Origin of the sequence: Pseudonocardia sp. T1-2H (genome assembly GCF_038039215.1) — a bacterium.
Classification (GTDB): Bacteria; Actinomycetota; Actinomycetes; order Mycobacteriales; family Pseudonocardiaceae; genus Pseudonocardia.
Genome location: NZ_JBBPCL010000001.1, coordinates 6,185,629 through 6,201,534, shown reverse-complemented (window position 1 = coordinate 6,201,534; position 15,906 = coordinate 6,185,629). Strand labels below are relative to the sequence as shown.

General features: G+C 72.9%; 15 protein-coding genes and 1 pseudogene. 6 read left to right on the top strand and 10 right to left on the bottom strand.

Annotation, left to right across the window (positions count from 1 at the left end; translation table 11 throughout):
• Window positions 1–24: 24 nt before the first annotated feature.
• The 9 genes and pseudogenes from WBK50_RS30570 to WBK50_RS30535 all read right to left on the bottom strand — a co-directional run bounded on the left by WBK50_RS30570 (window position 25) and on the right by WBK50_RS30535 (window position 10,657).
• Entirely contained in the window at window positions 25–1,020 is a 996-nt protein-coding gene (locus tag WBK50_RS30570) for a chitosanase (protein ID WP_341338884.1), read from the bottom strand.
• A 131-nt stretch (window positions 1,021–1,151) separates the two neighbouring features.
• On the bottom strand, window positions 1,152–1,499 hold the full coding sequence (locus tag WBK50_RS30565; protein ID WP_341338883.1) for a hypothetical protein: 348 nt from the start codon (window positions 1,497–1,499) through the stop codon (window positions 1,152–1,154).
• A 424-nt stretch (window positions 1,500–1,923) separates the two neighbouring features.
• Complete coding sequence (locus tag WBK50_RS35500) at window positions 1,924–2,325, bottom strand: PucR family transcriptional regulator (protein ID WP_445942410.1); 402 nt, start codon at window positions 2,323–2,325, stop codon at window positions 1,924–1,926.
• 905 nt (window positions 2,326–3,230) lie between these two features.
• Window positions 3,231–3,914: pseudogene (locus WBK50_RS35495) on the bottom strand (GAF domain-containing protein); the annotation flags it as partial.
• A 49-nt stretch (window positions 3,915–3,963) separates the two neighbouring features.
• On the bottom strand, window positions 3,964–5,892 hold the full coding sequence (locus WBK50_RS30555; protein ID WP_341338881.1) for a helix-turn-helix domain-containing protein: 1,929 nt from the start codon (window positions 5,890–5,892) through the stop codon (window positions 3,964–3,966).
• A gap of 177 nt (window positions 5,893–6,069) precedes the next feature.
• A complete protein-coding gene (locus WBK50_RS30550) occupies window positions 6,070–7,308 on the bottom strand; it encodes an LLM class flavin-dependent oxidoreductase (RefSeq protein WP_341338880.1) in 1,239 nt (412 codons plus the stop codon).
• Window positions 7,305–8,093 carry an SDR family NAD(P)-dependent oxidoreductase gene (locus WBK50_RS30545; protein ID WP_341338879.1) on the bottom strand — a complete coding sequence of 263 codons (789 nt, stop codon included), beginning with the start codon at window positions 8,091–8,093 and terminating at the stop codon, window positions 7,305–7,307. The genes WBK50_RS30550 and WBK50_RS30545 overlap by 4 nt, the downstream gene beginning before the upstream one ends.
• Window positions 8,093–8,875, bottom strand: a complete 783-nt coding sequence (locus WBK50_RS30540) for an alpha/beta fold hydrolase (protein WP_341338878.1) — start codon at window positions 8,873–8,875, stop codon at window positions 8,093–8,095. The genes WBK50_RS30545 and WBK50_RS30540 overlap by 1 nt, the downstream gene beginning before the upstream one ends.
• Window positions 8,876–9,082: 207 nt before the next feature.
• On the bottom strand, window positions 9,083–10,657 hold the full coding sequence (locus tag WBK50_RS30535) for an ABC transporter substrate-binding protein (RefSeq protein WP_341338877.1): 1,575 nt from the start codon (window positions 10,655–10,657) through the stop codon (window positions 9,083–9,085).
• A gap of 209 nt (window positions 10,658–10,866) precedes the next feature.
• Here WBK50_RS30535 and WBK50_RS30530 point away from each other — a divergent pair, with 209 nt between their 5' ends.
• From WBK50_RS30530 to WBK50_RS30505, 6 genes are all read left to right on the top strand, one after another.
• The gene (locus WBK50_RS30530; RefSeq protein ID WP_341338876.1) at window positions 10,867–11,532 is read left to right on the top strand and encodes a TetR/AcrR family transcriptional regulator; all 666 of its coding nucleotides are present in this window, start codon (window positions 10,867–10,869) and stop codon (window positions 11,530–11,532) included.
• Between the two features lie 142 nt (window positions 11,533–11,674).
• Complete coding sequence (locus WBK50_RS30525; RefSeq protein WP_341338875.1) at window positions 11,675–12,409, top strand: acyl-CoA dehydrogenase family protein; 735 nt, start codon at window positions 11,675–11,677, stop codon at window positions 12,407–12,409.
• Window positions 12,406–12,771, top strand: a complete 366-nt coding sequence (locus WBK50_RS30520) for an acyl-CoA dehydrogenase family protein (RefSeq protein WP_341338874.1) — start codon at window positions 12,406–12,408, stop codon at window positions 12,769–12,771. Before WBK50_RS30525 ends, WBK50_RS30520 begins: the two co-directional genes overlap by 4 nt.
• A 93-nt stretch (window positions 12,772–12,864) precedes the next feature.
• On the top strand, window positions 12,865–14,025 hold the full coding sequence (locus WBK50_RS30515; RefSeq protein ID WP_341338873.1) for an acyl-CoA dehydrogenase family protein: 1,161 nt from the start codon (window positions 12,865–12,867) through the stop codon (window positions 14,023–14,025).
• Entirely contained in the window at window positions 14,018–15,193 is a 1,176-nt protein-coding gene (locus tag WBK50_RS30510) for a thiolase family protein (protein WP_341338872.1), read from the top strand. The genes WBK50_RS30515 and WBK50_RS30510 overlap by 8 nt, the downstream gene beginning before the upstream one ends.
• Window positions 15,190–15,570: a Zn-ribbon domain-containing OB-fold protein gene (locus WBK50_RS30505; RefSeq protein ID WP_341338871.1), complete on the top strand. Its 381-nt coding sequence runs from the start codon at window positions 15,190–15,192 to the stop codon at window positions 15,568–15,570. Before WBK50_RS30510 ends, WBK50_RS30505 begins: the two co-directional genes overlap by 4 nt.
• Window positions 15,571–15,689: 119 nt before the next feature.
• Here the strand turns inward: WBK50_RS30505 and WBK50_RS30500 are convergent, their stop codons facing one another.
• Entirely contained in the window at window positions 15,690–15,890 is a 201-nt protein-coding gene (locus WBK50_RS30500) for a hypothetical protein (RefSeq protein WP_341338870.1), read from the bottom strand.
• Between the last annotated feature and the right edge of the window lie 16 nt (window positions 15,891–15,906).

Genomic DNA, 15,906 nt, shown 5'->3' with positions numbered 1-15,906 from the left:
GTCCGGGCGCGCCCCAGGGCGACGTCACCCCAGCGTCCGGGCCGTCCCCCAGGGGCTGACCACCAGTGGGGCCACGAGGGCGAGCTCGCCCTGCCGCAGGAGCTCGCCGAGCGCGTCCACCCGGCCGGTCGACTCGCCCCAGGCCTTCGCCGTAGCCGCCGAACTCGGGTTCTCCAGCACCGCGCGGCGCTGCCCGAGGAACGTGCCGAGCCATGCGACCTCGTCGACCCCGTCCGCGGGGGACCCGTTCATGGCCTCGTTCGTCCGGTCGACGATGCCCCGCACGCTGTCGTGGTCGGAGCCCGTGCCGTGTTGCACCGCGGTGTCGTAGAGGACGGCCACGCCGAGCGCGGTGCGCAGGCCGTTGCCCGCCGCGAGGGCCGCGGCGGGGCCGAAGTAGAACTGCTCGACGACGGCGTCCTGGATCGCCCGGAAGCGGGCGTCCGCCGCCGCCCGCCGCCACGCGGCGTCGAGCCCGCCGAGATCGGCGTCGTCGCCGTCCGCCGCGGCCTTCAGCTCGGACAGGTAACCGGCCAGGTCGCTGTCCGGTGCGACCTCGGCGTAGCGCCGCACGACCTCCAGCATGTCTCCGCAGCCGGAGCAGAAGCCCGCCCGGCCCGCCGTGATGCCGCGGCCGTCACCGAGGTCCTCGACGTAGTCGTACTGGATCACCGGGGTGTCGTTCTCGAAGACGCTCACCAGCTGGTCCGCTATCCGCCGCTGGTCGGGACCGAGGTGGCCCGCGACGGCCAGCCGCGCGTCCCGGACGGGCGGCGGCGGGCCGGTGGTGCTCGGCGGGGCCGCAGCCGAGGAGGTCACGGCCGCGGAGGGGTCGGCCGCGGGACCGATCCGGACGCCACCGGCGGGGCCGCCCGCGGTGCCGACCACCACGGCGCCCGCCCCCACCACGATCGCGAGGCCGAGGCCGGCGGCGACGAGACGGACCTTCCGCCGTCGGATGCCGGTGACGAGGCCCGCGCAGCCGCACCGGGGCCGGTGGCGGGTGGGCGTGCTGGTCATGTCCGTCCTCAGGGATGCGGAGAGCCGGTCCCGAGCGGACAGCGCGTCCAGCCTAGCCGCCGCCTCTGGCCGCCCGGAACGCACGGGAAGGCCACCCGTCTGCCGGCGGGTGGCCTTCCCGGTCGTGCGCGTTACGTGGTCACCGGGGCGACGGCGCGCGCCGGGAGCACATGCTCCCCGGTCTTGTCCGTGCTCAGGCACAGCGAGCAGACGACCGCCTCGTGCGCCACGCACTTCGTGACGTCCGGGCGTTCGAAGTCCTGGCCGCACACGTGACATGCCAGGACTTCGCCCGACGGGTTGGCGTACTCGTCGTACATCGGCAGGGAGATGCCGTCGTCGTCCCGCCTGAGGTAGTACCTGCCCTTCGTCGCGACCGCGATGATCGGCGGCAGCACCAGGGCGAGCACGATCGCGACGAGCGGCGAGAACGGCTGGATCCCGGAGCCGAAGCCGCCGAAGAACACGATGACGGACACCCCGGCCGAGATACCGAGCCGTAGTAGCCGAAGCCGCTGCCGCGGGTGATCAGGTCGAGGTCGAGGTTGTAGCGGGCGGCGTAGAAGGCGAGCGGGAAACCGGTCGCGAAGAGGACGACCGCGAAGACCTGAATTCCCCACAGCGCGTTCGACGTGCCGTAGGGGACCCGATGTTGGCGCCGATCGCGAATCCGCGAGATAGGCGATCCCGCCGAGAGCGGTGATTCCGACGACGCCGGTCGGCCATTTCGGATAACTGCGTGGAGCGAACCGGAGGGTGTAGTCCTACAGCGTCTCCTTCGCGCCGTCCCGACATCGGTACTGGTGTCCAGCCTGGTCGTCGCCGCCGACGTGTCCTGCGTCACCGGTGTCCCTCCCCGTGCATCCGCGGGTTCCCGCACGCTTTTCGACCTGTGTCGACGGTTCAGCGTGAGCGGTGGAAGGGGAGGCTGCGTTGCTCGGTAATTGCGACCCTGTTACGGGGCGCGATCTGCGCGCGCCGGGGCCACGCGGACGGCGGTTGCGGTGTCTGTTTCGTGAGGATTTGGTGCAGTTGCAGGACGATCTGCATCTCCAGCGCGCCCGCAGGTTCGCGCCAGGTCCGGCTGCCGAGCACGGCGTCGACCCGGTCCAGCCTCTGGTAGACGGTGTTGACGTGCACCCCGAGCTCTCTCGCTGTCGCCGGCGGGTTCGCCCCCGAGGCGAAGTAGCACTCCACGGTCTCCGCGAGGGACGAGTCGTGCGCCCGGTCGTAGCGCAGCAACGGTCCGAGCGTGCGGTCGAGCAGCCGGTGCACCTGGTCCGGGGTCGTGCCCTCCAGTACCATCCCGAGCACCCCAAGCTCCGGCAGCGCCGCGCCGTGCCCGGTCCGGCCCAGGGCCAGCAGCAACCGGTGGCACCGGGCGGCCCCGCGGTGCAGGGTGCGGATCCCGCGGGCGCTCGTGGCCGGGCCGGCCGCGCCGGCGGTGACCGCCGACCCCAGCGTGCGGCCGAGTCGTCGGGCACGAGCCGGGCCGCCGCCGCCGCGTCGATCTCGGGGAGCAGCAGCACGACGGTGCCGCCGTGCTCGCCTGCGATCCCGCCGTGCCGCTCGGCCAGCTCGGCGGCGGCGGTGAGGACCGTGCGCCGGGACGTGTCCCCCGCGGAGGCGACGACGGCGGTGTGCGGCCGATCGAAGTCCACCGCGCCGGACCGCTCCGCGCGCCGCTGCAAGGCCGCCCAGTCCGGGGCGCGCTCGGCCAGCAGGTCGGCCAGCAGCTCGGCCCGCAGCTCCTGCTCGACGATCGTGGTCTGCCGGTCCATCAGCAGCAGCAGCGCGGCCGTCTGCGCGGACCGTTCCAGCGTCCGCTCGTCGGCCTCGGTCAGCGTGAGGCCGCGGGCGAACAGGAGCCAGCCGAAGGTCTCCTCGCCCGCGCGGACGGGCAGCGCCCGGGCGCCGGGCGGGAGGGGAACCGTGCGCAGGTCCGCGACCTCGGGCGACCCCGGAGCCCGGGCCTCCGCGAGCGCCCGCCCGGACTCGTCGAGGACGACGGTGGTCCCGCCGAGGATGCGGGTCAGGGTGCGGGCGAACTCGCCGACGTCGGCGCGGTGCAGCACCAGCGGCATGAGCTGCTCGTGCGCGAAGGCCGCCCGCTCCAGCGCGTGGCGTTGGGTGGCCAGCCGGGCGCCCGCGCGGCGCAGGTCGTCGGTATCGGACTGGAGTCGTTCGTAGAGCCGGGCGTTCTCGATGATCACCGAGGCGTGCGCGGCGAGGGAGGTCAGGAGGGCGATCTCCGCCTGGTCGAACGTGCGCTCGGTGCGGTCCGCGGCGAACAGGGCACCGATCACCGTCCCGCCGGCCTTCATCGGCACGCCGACGATGCTGACGATCGCGTCCGCGCCCACCGCGGCGGCCACGCTCGGATCGTGCCGGATCGCGGGGTCGGCCCGGTAGTTCGAGGTGGCCATCGGCTGCCCGGTCGCGATGACGTACCCGCCGACCCCGTACCCGGGGCGTTGCCGCACCGACCGGATGGCACTGCTCCGTGTGCCCGAGGTGACGCGCATGAACGCGTCGCCGGTGGCCTCGTCGACGAGGGCGATGTAGGCCGAGTCCGAGCCGAGCAGCCTGCGAACCCGATCCACGATGGCCCGGAGCACCTCGTCGGTGCCGCGCAGGGACGTCAGGTCGCGGGCCGTCTCGTAGAGCGCCTGGGCCTCGCGTTCGCGCTGCTCGCGACGGTCGAGCAGGTTCCGGATGCGGACCGCATCCGCCGCGGCGCGGGCGAGCAGGTCACGGCGGCGGGGGTCGGCGCCGTCGACCAGCTCGGCGGCCCGCGCCGCGATCTCGGCGGCGGGGGCGTCCTCGGCGAGCAGGGCGAGCAGCGCGTCCAGGACCTCTGCGGGAGTGGACGTGCGGATCGTGGTCAGCGTCATCGGGCCTCCTGTCCCCGCCGGACGGTGTCGGTGACGGCCTGAGGTGGGCTCACCCGGCCACCAGCTCCTCGACCGGGATGTGCTCGCAGATCCGGTGGAGCTGCAGTGCGACCTGCGCGGTCAGCGCGCCCGGCGGTTCCCGCCAGCGGCGGTGGCCGAGCACCCGGTCGATCCGATCCAGCCGCTGGTAGACCGTGTTTGGGTGCACCTGCAGGGCCTTGGCCGCGGCCCGCGGGTTCTGCCCGGCGGCGAAGTAGCCGTCGAGGGTCTGGAGCAGCTCGGACCCGTGCTCGGCGTCGTAGCGCTGCAGCGGGACGACGGTCTGGGCCAGCAGCGCGCGCACCTGTGCGCGCGACGTGCCCTCGAGGATCAGCCCGAGCGCGCCCAGCTGGTCCGTGCTCGCCCCCTCGCCCTCTCGGCCCAGCGCGAGGAGCAGCCGGTGGCAGCGGTCCGCCTCGCGGTGCCGGCTCCGGAGCTCGCGCGCAGAGGCCGACGGCCCGGCCGCGCCGGCGGTGACGATGCCGCCGGTCGCCCGCCCGAGCTCGACGGGCACGGCGAGGGCCGCCTCCGCCGGATCGACGTCGGGGAGCAGCAGCACGACGTGGGCCGCGTGCTCCAGGGCGAGGCCCCGGTGCCGGCCGGCACGCTCGGTCGCGGCGCGGAGCAGCGCGCGGCGGCTGGTCCCGGTGGCGGTGAGGACCAGGACCGTGTGCGGCCGGGTGAGGTCGATGCCGTGGGAGCGCCGGGCCCGCCGGTCGAACGCCGGCCAGTCCGGCTCCCGCTCGGCCAGCAGCTCGTCGACGAGCTCGCCCCGCACATGCTGCTCGGCCGTGAAGGCCTGGCGTTCCATGAGCTGCAGCAGCGCGGCCGTCTGCGCCGCCCGTTCGAAGGTCCGGACGTCCGCGCCGAGCAGCGGTTCGCGGCTGTCGAGCACGAGATGGCCGAACTCGTCCGTGCCGGCGCGGACCGGCACCACCCAGGTCGAGTCGCCGGCCCGCTGCGCGCCGACGACGCCCGGCTCGGGCACCGGAAGGGGCTCCGGGGCCGGGCCGCCGGCGACGGCGAGGGCCGCGCCGTCGGGCCCGACGGCCACGACTGTGCCGCCGAGCATCCCGGCGACCACCTCGACCAGCTCGCCGACGTCCGCCCGCCGTAACGCCATCGGCATGAGCTGCTCGTGGGCGGCGCCGGCCCGTTCGAGGGCGCTGCCGTGCGCCGCCAGCTCGGCGTTCGCCTCCCGCAGCCGCCGGGCCGTCGCCTCGGCGTCGGCGAAGAGGCGGGCGTTCTCGATCACGACCGCCGCGTGGTCCGCCAGCGCGGACAGGAGCGCGATCTCGTCCTGGTCGAAGGTGCGCTCGTGGCGGTTGGCGGCGAAGAGGACCCCGACGACCTCCGGCCCACGGCGCATCGGGACGCCGGCGATGCTGACGATGCCGTCCTCGGCCACCGCGTCCGCGACGTGCGGGTTGCGGGTGAGCCGCGGATCGAGCAGGTAGTTGGCGGTGGCGAACGGCTCCCCGGTCGCGACGATCCGGCCCCCGACGCCGCTGCCCGGCGGCTGCCGGACCGTCTCGATGGTCCGCGTGACGGTGCCGAGCGTGACGCGCATGTAGGCGTCGCCGCGCTCCGGGTCGACCAGGGCCAGGTAGGTCGCGTCGGTCCCGAGGAGCTGCCGGGTGCGCGCGACGATCGCCTCCAGCGCCTCGTCGACGTCCCGAATCGCGGCCAGCCCGCGAGCGGTCTCCAGCAGCGCCTGGGTTTCCTTCTCCCGGCGCTTGCGGCGGGAGAGCCGCGCCCGGATCCGTTCCGCGCGACGCAGGGCGAGGAGCGCCGCGTCCCGGACCGGACCGGGCGGGCCGGCCTCGCCGACCTCGGCGAGCCGGTGGAACGCCTCGTCCGGGGCCTCGGTGGCGAGCAGGCGAAGCAGGACGGCCAGGGTCTCGTCCACACCGGGACCGCCCGTTCCGGTCGCGCTCATGCGCTGCCTCCCGCTTTGGACGTCGATGTCCACTCCGGACCCACCGCCAGTTAGCGATCGTTCGTTCAGCGGGTTCAGACTAGGGTACGAAGGTCGTTTGCGGGATCACGCGAACAGCCCAAAACGGTGCGATCGCCCCGGCGACCCGGCCGCCGGGCGGCGGCGACCACGGGCCGGTCAGACGCTCACCCCGCCGAACCTCGCCGCCACCCGTTCCTGGCTCACCTTCGGCGTCCACCGGTCCTCCTGGTCCGCCCAGATGTCCCGCAGCTTGGGGATCACCTGCGTACCGACGAGGTGGTTGTTCTTCGCGGCCACGTCCTCGGGCAGGTTACCCACGTGCATGCACGTGATGAGCTGGCCGATCCGCAGGTCCGTCACGAGCTCCCGCACACGCTGCTCCACCCGCTCCGGCGTGCCCGCGATGATGTAGCCGAGCTCGTCGTACTCCCAGAAGCTCAGCTCGCCGCGCTGTGCCTTGAGCCGTTCCTCGGCCGAGATCGTCTTCGCCCGGGTCAGGTTCTCCCGGATCGATGCCTGGGAGGTGTAGCCGGGCGGCGTCGCCTGCCAGATCGCGGTCGGGTTCTGGCGGTAGAAGTACTTCACCGCGTCGGCGTACTGGCGCTCCGCCTCCTCGTCGGTGTCCGCGCAGCAGATGACCTGCGTGAACGCCATCCGGTTCGGGTTCATGTTCGCGCCTTGGCGCTGGGTGTGCTCCCAGAAGCCCTTCACGATGGGCTCGGCGCTCTGCTTGCCCGAGAACGACAGGTAGCCGTAGCAGTGGTCGAACGCGTTGACGACGTCCCAGGTCTCGACGCTGCCGCTGCCCGGGATCCACACGGGGATCTCGTCCTGCACCGGCCGCGGCCACGGGTTCACGTAGCGCAGCTGGGTGTACTTCCCGTTGAACGCGAACGGCTCCTCGGCCTTCCAGGCCCGGGTGATCAGCTCCCGGGCCTCGTGGAAGCGCTCGCGCAACTCGATCGGCGGGATGCCGTAGGAGAACGCGCTGTCCATCGGTGTGCCGAACACGATCCCGGCGATGATCCGGCCGCCGGAGAGGCAGTCCAGCATCGCGATCTCCTCCGCCACCCGGATCGGCGGGTTGTACAGCGCCAGCGAGTTGCCGCAGAGCGCGATCGCCGCGTTCTCCGTGGTCGCGGCCAGGATCGAAGCGATCAGGTTCGGCGACGGGGTCATGGCCAGGGACGTCTGGTGGTGCTCGTTGAGCAGCAGCGAGTCCCAGCCCAGGCCGTCCGCCTGCTGCATCAGACGCAGGTAGGTGTGGTAGTCCTCGCCTACCTTCGCCGGGTCCGCCGTCGCCGCCGGCGGGGTGACCCACGAACTCTCGACGGTGTCGCCGTACTCCTGCGGCAGCCGGGTGTAGTACTGCTGGGCGAACCAGTGGAACTTCACTTCTGGGCTCCCTGATCTCTGCTCGCGGGCGCGGTGACCATCGCGCCGCCGTCCACCCGGTAGGTCTCGCCGTTGACGAACGCGGACTCCTCCGAGGCGAGGAACAGCACCATGTTCGCGATGTCCTCCGGCTCCCCGACGCGCGGCGACGCCACGGCCTCGAGGGCCTTGACCGGCAGCTCCGGGACCGCGTCGAGCAGCTGCCGGGTGCGGATCACACCGGGCGCGATGGCGTTGCACCGCACGCCCTGCTTGCCGTGCTGTGCCGCGACGAAGCGCGTCAGCCCGATGACTGCGGCCTTCGTGGTGCCGTACGCGGTGAGTGCCGGGCTGCCCCGGAGCCCGCCGACCGACGCCATGTTGATGATCGAACCGCCACCGCTCGCGACCATGTGCGGCAGGGCGGACTTGCACATCAGGAAGATGCTCCGGACGTTCGTCGCGAACGCCCGGTCCCACATCTCGATCGACGTGTCGATCACCGATCCGTCGGTGAACCAGGCGTCCGGCCCGACGAGCGCGGCGTTGTTGTGCACGACGTCCACCCGGCCGTGCTGGGCGATCACCGCGCCGACCAGGGACTCGATGGACTCCGGGCTGGTGGCGTCGAAGTGCAGGGCGCTCGCGGAACCGCCGATGCGCTCGGCCGTCTGCTTCGCGCCGTCGGTGTTGATGTCTGCGACGACGACCGTGGCACCCTCGCGCGCGAGCGTGGCGGCGGTGGCCGCGCCGATGCCGGCGGCACCCCCGGTGACCAGGGCGATCTTCCCCTCGACCCGGCCCATCACGCCGCCCCGGCGTCGAGGAACTCGGAGACCACGGACACGAACTCGTCCTCCTGCTCGACCATCGGGTAGTGCCCCGCGGCCTCGATCCGGGCCAGCCGGGCGTCCGGGATCAGGCGCACGAACTCCTCGGCGTAGGACACCGGGAGCAGCCCGTCCGACGTGCCGTGGACGACGAGCGTGGGCGCGTCGACCAGCGGGAGCCGGCGGCGCAGGCCGCGGTCGGCGATGGGCCACATGAACTTCGTGGCCGAGCCGAGGTTCTGCGCCGAGAACAGGATCGGCGCGTGCGGGTCCGCGGGGTCCGGGACGAAGTTGCTCGGCTCCGGGACGGGCGGCGCGGAGTGCCACTTGGCCGCCTTGACCTGGTCGGCCGGGCCGAACGGGTCCCGCGACGGCTCGTCGTCCAGCCACAGCCCGAACGCGTTGACCAGCACCAGCCGGCGCACCAGCTGCGGTGCGATCGCGGCGAGCTCCGCGGCGAACATGCCACCGAGTGAGTGCCCGACGACGTCGATGCCCTCGACACCCCAGGATTCGACGAGCTCGCGGTAGTAGAGCGCGACGTCCTGCACGTCGGTGAAGTGCTCGAAGCCGGTCGAGCGGCCGTAGCCGGGCTGCTCCGGGGCGAGCACCCGGTGGTGGGCGGCGAGGCGCTTGAGGAATCCCGCCCCACCGGGGTGCCGCTCGTAGCCGTGCAGGTACAGCAGCGGTGAGCCCGTGCCCTCCTCCCACAGCTCGACGTCGAACGTCCCGATGTTCGGGATCTCCAGCGTGGTCATCGGTGGTCTCTCCCCCTTCCGGCAGGCCCGGCGCAGGACCTCCTCGGGTCGAGTCTGCGAGTCGCGGCGGAGGCCGGACAACGGACGGACGTCCACGCCTCGGGCCGGTCCTCTGTGCGGACGTCCATCCCGGCCCGCACGGCACGAGGCCCGGTACCGGGGGTGTTTCCCTGGTACCGGGCCTCGTCGAGCGGGTCGCGGGACGGGCTACTCGGCGGTGACCCCGACGCCGTAGAACGTCGGCGCGTAGGCGGGCCGGTAGCCCTCCGGGAACACCGCGCGCGAGGTCCAGGCACTCGGCGGGAAGTGGGCGTGCAGCGGGAAGTTCTTGAGGATCTTCTTCTCCTCCTCGATCATCCGGTGCATCGCGGGCAGCCGTGCCTCCCGTGTGGAGCCGGCCAGCGCGTCCATCCAGGCCTGCTGGAACGCCGGCGTCGTGGTGTTCCACGGGTTGGCGTACTGCCCCGGCAGGCTCGTCTGGTAGATGGTCGTCGGGTCCTGGAACGGGGCACCCATCCCGGGGAAGGCGTTGCCCTCCTGGCGGCCGAAGAACGTCACCGGCGTCGTCGGAGACTCGATGACCCTGGTCTTCGCCCGCATGCCCACCTGGGCCAGCATCGGCACGATCGCCTCGGCGACGGCGCGGTGGTCGTCCAGGCTGGGGACGAGCATCTCGAAGTCGACGCCGTCCGGGTACCCGGCCTCGGCGAGCAGCTGCTTCGCCTTCGCCGGGTCGTAGTTGTTGTCGGGTGCGTCCGGGGACACCTTCTGGTCGTAGGCCCAGTAGCCCGGCGGCATGTACTGCGCCACGGGCTTGCCGATCCCGAAGAAGACGCCGTCGACGATCGCCTGCCGGTCGACCGCGTGCTGGAACGCCTGCCGTACCCGGATGTCGTCGAACGGTGGCTTACCGCTATTCATGTACATCGACATGATCGACAAGCTCTTCGACTCGGCCGTGTTCAGCCCCGCGACCTTCGCCTGGTCCGCCTGCGACGGGTCCAGGTAGGTCAGCTCGGCCTGGCCGGTCTGCAGCATGTTCAACCGGGTGGGCGCCGACGTCTGCACGTAGATCTCGTAATGCGCGGCCTTCGCGGCTTGGGGGTCCCAGTAGATGGGGTTGCGGTCGTAGCGGCTGACCTGCCCCGGGACGTATTCGGCGAGCGTCGCCATGCCCGAGCCGACAGGCTTCTGGTCGAGGTCCGGGTTGGCCATGGCAGCGGGGCTGACCATGGTCCCGGGTGTACCGCTGAACAGGGCGGGCAGGTTGCCGCCCGGGCCGCTCAGGTTGATCCGTGCGGTCGTCGGGTCCACGACGTCGACCCCGGCCACCCGGGCGAGCGCGCCCTTCTGGGTGCTGCCGTCCAGCGTCTTCATCCGCTCGATGTTGGCCTTGACCGCGGTCGCGTCGAATCTGGTGCCGTCGGTGAACGTCACGTCGTCGCGCAGCTTCAGCACCAGGGCGGTCTCGTTGTCGACGAACTCCCAGGAGGTGGCCAGCTGGGGGGCGAGGTCGCCGTTCTCGTCCTCGCGGATCAGCTGGTCGTACACCAGCCGGAAGAAGATCATGTCCCACGGGTTGGCGGACTTGTGCGGGTCGAACGTGGACGGGTTCTGCACGAAGATGTAGCGGAACGTCCCGTTCGGGTCGATCTCTCCGCCACCCGCCTGTGCTCCGCCGACCCCGCCGCACGCCGCAAGGCCCAGGGCGAGGACGGCGAGCAGGCTGACCAGCCAACGGCTGGTGCGTGCGGGCCGCAGCGTCGTTGCTGTCGGTCTCACGGCGACCTCCGGTCGGGGACGAGCTGGGTTCACGGTGGGGTGCGTTGCGCCGCATGCGCGGCACGACGCCGCGGCGCGGCGACCACCCGGAGCCCACTGTGACCGGCGTCGCATCCGCCGGACAACGTGAGTCCGACCAGCGTCGGGGGTGTGCGGGTGGGCAGTCGTCCATGGCCGCGGCGGGCCCGGGCCGATGGGATACTCCGCGCATGTCGACAGGCCCCACGGGCGGCTCCGGGCAGGTCGACGCGCGCGCGGGGAGGGCGGGTCCCGGCAGGCCGCGCGATCCGGAGGTGGACCGCAAGGTGCTCGAGGCGGCGCTCGAGGTCTACGCGGACCTCGGCTGGGCCGGTTTCAACTTCGAGGCCGTCGCCCGCCGGGCGGGCGTGGGCCGGCCCGCCCTCTATCGGCGCTGGCTCTCCGGCCGCGCCCTGCTGGTCGACGCCGTCGAACGGTCCGGGATGGAAGTGGTCGTGCCGGACTCGGGAACCGCGCGCGACCAGCTCGTGGAGCTGGCCCGGCAGCTGCTGGCCGAGTACCTCGGCGTCCGCGGGACGGTCGGAATGCGGATGCTCGTCGACGCCCGGACGCACCCCGAGGTCTTCGCCGACCTGTTCGCACGCCGCAACAAAGCGCGGGTGACGGCCGCCCGGGCGATCGTGCGCCGCGGCGTATCCCGCGGCCAGCTCGCGCCCGGGACGTCGGCCACCCTGGTGCTCGACGCCGTCTGCGGCGCGATGCTGAACCACGCGCTGGCCACGCCGGACCACCTGCGTCCGGTGGTGTCCGCCGGTGGCGACCGCTACGCCGCGGAGCTGGTCGACCTCGTGCTGACCGGGACCCCGGGTAGCACGCCGCCGACCGCGCCGGGCTGACCCTCTCGTCCGCTGCCGGGCCTCGCGCTCGACGGGCACGTGCCACCCCGGCCTTGTGGCCGGCCGACCGGCCACCTACCGTCGAGACATATCGGATGATCACCGTTCGTATCCGTCGATCGAGCCTCGTCGAGGAGCGCCGATGCCGGCCTTCGCCGTCACGCCCGAGCAGCAGGACCTGCGCGCGTCCGTGCGCCGGTTCCTCGCGGACCGCTCCCCCGAGTCCGAGGTCCGCAGGCTGTCGGAGACCGAGCAGGGCTTCGATCCCGACGTCTGGAAACGGATGGCCGGGCAGCTCGGCCTGCAGGCCCTCGGGATTCCGGAGGAGTTCGGCGGCGCCGGGGCCGGGCACGTCGAGCTCGGGATCGTCTTCGAGGAGATGGGCCGGGCGCTGCTCTGCGCGCCGTTCCTCTCGACGATCGGACTCGCCGCGAACCTCCTGCTCGCCTCCGGGGACCGGGCGGCACAGGGGCGGTACCTGCCCGGGATCGCGGAGGGCGGCACCGTCGCGACGGTCGCCGTGTCCGCAGCGGGCCTCCCGGGCGCCGGCGTCGTCGCCCGCCGCGCCGACGACGGCTGGCGGCTGACCGGTACCGAGCCCTACGTGCTCGACGGGCACGTCGCGGACCTGGTGTTCGTTCCCGCGCGGACCACCGCGGGGGTGGCGCTGTTCGCCGTCGAGCGGGAAGCCTCCGGAATCGGGCGCACCCTGCTGACCACGGCGGACCGCACCCGCAAGCAGGCCCGGCTGACGTTCACGGACACCCCCGGCACGCCGCTCGACGGCGGGCTGCCGGCGGTGGAGCGGATGCTCGACCTGGCCGCGATCGCCCTGGCGTCGGAGCAGGCGGGGGAGCGGCGCGGGCGCTGGAGATGAGCGTCGGGTACGCGAAGACCCGGGTGCAGTTCGGCCGCCCGATCGGCAGCTTCCAGGCGATCAAGCACCTGTGCGCGGACCTGCTGCTCGAGTCCGAGTCCGCGACGTCGGCCGCCCGGTACGCGGCGTCCGCGGCCGACGAGGGCGCCCCGGACCTCCCCGCCCTCGCGAGCCTGATCCGCTCCTCGTGCTCGGACTCCTTCGTGAAGGTCGCCGCGGACACCATCCAGATTCACGGCGGCATCGGCTTCACCTGGGAGCATCCCGCCCACCTGTACCTGCGCCGGGCCCGCACGAGCGCGCTGCTGCTCGGCGATCCGGCGTTCCACCGGGAGCGGTACCTGCGCCGGACCGGGGTGTAGCGATGCCCGCGAGTCGGGGTCCGGGACCCCGCGAGTCGGGGTTTCGGGGCCACCGTGTCGCGGTCCGGGGAATCGGAATGGGGAGAAGCACCGATGAACGCCGATGACCTCCGTCGCGAGGTCGCCGCCTGGCTCGCCGCCGAGTGGGACCCGGCGCGACCGGCGAAGGAGTGGCTCGCCGCCGTCGTCGAGGCAGGGTGGGCGGCGCCGCGCTGGCCACGCGAGTGGTTCGGCAGGGGGCTGCCCGACGAGCTGGGCCACGTCGTCGAGGAGGAGTTCCGAAGGGTCGGCGCGCCCGGCACCGGGCAGGACCGGCACAACCTCTACGCGGCCACCGTCCTCACCTTCGGCGGCGATGAGCTGAAGCGCCGGCTCATCGGCCCGATGCTCCGGGACGAGGTGTCGATGTGCCTGCTCTACAGCGAGCCGGACGCGGGCTCGGACCTCGCCGCCGTCCGGACCAGGGCGGACCGCGACGGGGACCGCTGGGTCGTCAACGGGCAGAAGGTCTGGACATCGTCGGCGGCGACCGCGGACTACGGGATGCTCGTCGCCCGGACGAACTGGGACGTGCCCAAGCACCGCGGCATCACGTTCTTCCTGTTCCCCATGAAGCAGGCGGGCGTCGAGGTCCGGCCGCTGCGCCAGATCACGAACGAGGCCCACTTCAACGAGGTCTTCCTGACCGATGCGGTGGTGCCGGACATGCACCGGCTCGGCGACGTCGACCGCGGCTGGGGTGTGCTGCAGACCGCCCTGGCCTACGAGCGGTCGGTGATGGGCGACCGGGCCCGCGCCGGACGGGACGCGACCGGGATGGCCGAGATGGGCGACGAGCTGGTCGCCCTCGCCCGCGAGGTCGGACGGCTGGACGATCCGGTGGTTCGCCAGGACCTGGCCCGGATGGCGGCGTTGCGACTGGTCAACGGCTGGAACAACCAGCGGGCGAAGGCCGAGGTGGAGCAGGGCTCGTCGTCGTCGGTGATGTCGCTGGGCAAGCTCGCGATGTCCCGGCTGCTGCACGAGAGCGCCCGGGTCCGTACTTCGCTCGCCGGGTCACGGGCCATGCTCGAAGGGCCGGACGAACCGGTCGGGGACGAGGCGAACTTCCTGGCCTTCAACGCCTACTTCACCTCGATCGGCGGGGGCACGGACCAGATCCAGCGCACGATCATCGGCGAGCGGATCCTGGGCCTGCCGAAGGAACCCGAGGCCGACCGGGACCTGCCGTTCTCGGAGGTCCGCCGTGGCTGAGCGGAGCGCCGCGATCGTCGGGCTCGGAATGACCGAGCTGGGCAAGGTCTACAGCCGGACCGCGGCGCAGTTCGCGGGCGACGCCGTCCGGCTCGCGGTGGCGGACGCGGGCCTGGAGCTCGGCGACGTCGACGGGCTGCTGACCTCGGCCGGCGTCAGCGGTGGCGTGGGCCTGGCGCTGCAACGGGACCTGGGCCTGCGGGACCTGCGGCTGCTGTCCGAGATGCAGTCCTACGGCTCGACGGCGGGGCAGATGGTCCAGTACGCGTCCCTGGCGATCGCCGCGGGGATGGCCGAGACCGTCGCGTGCGTCTTCGCGGACGCCCCGCTCCGCCAGGACACCAGCACCGGGGCGGCCTACGGCGCGCGCGGGGCGGTCGGCTGGCGCGGGCTGCTCGGCGCGGCCGGGATCCGCGACACGAACTCGTTGTACGCGCTCGCCGCGCAGCGGCACATGGACACCTACGGCACCACGAACGACCAGCTCGGGCACATCGCGGTGGGGCAGCGGGCGTGGGCCGAGCTGAACCCGCAGGCGCAGATGCGCACGCCGATGACGCTGGAGGACTATCACGCGTCCCGCTGGATCGTGGAGCCGTTCCACCTGTTCGACTGCTGTCTGGTGTCCAACGGCGGGATCGCCGTGATCGTCACGTCCGCGGAGCGGGCGGCGTCGCTGGCCCGCCCGCCGGTGCACGTCCTGGGCTGGGGGCAGGCGCACCCGGGGCACGCGCAGCGGCGCCACGAGGACTTCGGCCTCGTGTCCGGTGCGGCCCGGTCCGGACCGGCAGCGCTCGCGATGGCGGGCCTGACCGTGGACGACGTGGACGTCGCCGAGCTCTACGACTGCTACACCTTCACCGTGTTGATCACGCTGGAGGACTACGGCTTCTGTCCGAAGGGCGAGGGCGGCCGGTTCGTCGCGGACGGCACCCTCGGCCCGGACGGCAAGCTCAAGGTCAACACCGGCGGCGGGCAGCTCTCGTCGTCCTACATGTGGGGCATGACCCCCCTGTCCGAGGCGATCCTGCAGGCCCGCGGCGAGGCCGGCGAGCGGCAGGTCGACCGGCACGACGTCGTGCTGGTCAGCGGCAACGGCGGCGTGCTCGACCATCACTCGACGCTCGTGCTCTCCCCGCACGGGCCGGCCGGGAGGAGCAGCTCGTGAGGGTCGGCCCGGTGCGTCGCGACGAGGCCACGGCGGCGTTCTTCGACGGCACGGCCCGGAGCGAGCGCCTGCTGTTCCGCTGCCCGGCCGGGCACTTCTCGCCGCCGTACGCGCAGCAGTGCGACACGTGCGCCTCGGTCGATCTCGTGTCCGTCGCTGCCGCCGGCGGGGCGTCGGTCGTCAGCCGCTCGGTCGCGCATCAGCGCGGCGGTGATCGGGACACCCTGGTGGTCGCGGAGCTCGACGAGGGCCCGTGGTGGTGGTCGAAGGTGATCGGCGCGGAGCCGGAGCAGGTCGCGGCGGGGGCTCGGCTGACGGTGGCGTTCGAGCGGGCGGACGAGGAGTCCGAAGCGGTACCGGTGTTCCGGCTGGCGTAGCAGCGTCCGTGCCGTTCCTCTCACCGTGCCTCGGCCCCGAGCGGCCCCGGTATCCGCATCCGCGACGGGCTCCCCGAGTTCGTTCTACACGCATCCGCGACGGGCTCCCCGAGTTCGTTCTACACGTAGGTCCAGAACACGTCGAAGTCCTTCGTCCCGGTGCCCTCCGTGATGAGCCCGCGTACCGCGGGATCGAGCTCGGCGAACGTCTCCACCTGCACGGATCCGGGGACGCCGTCGACGGTGACCACCCACCCCTCGTCCTCTCGCATCACCGTGACCTCGTAGAGCGGCAGGGCCGAGCTGGATCCGTCGGGCACGGCCCCATGCTGTCAC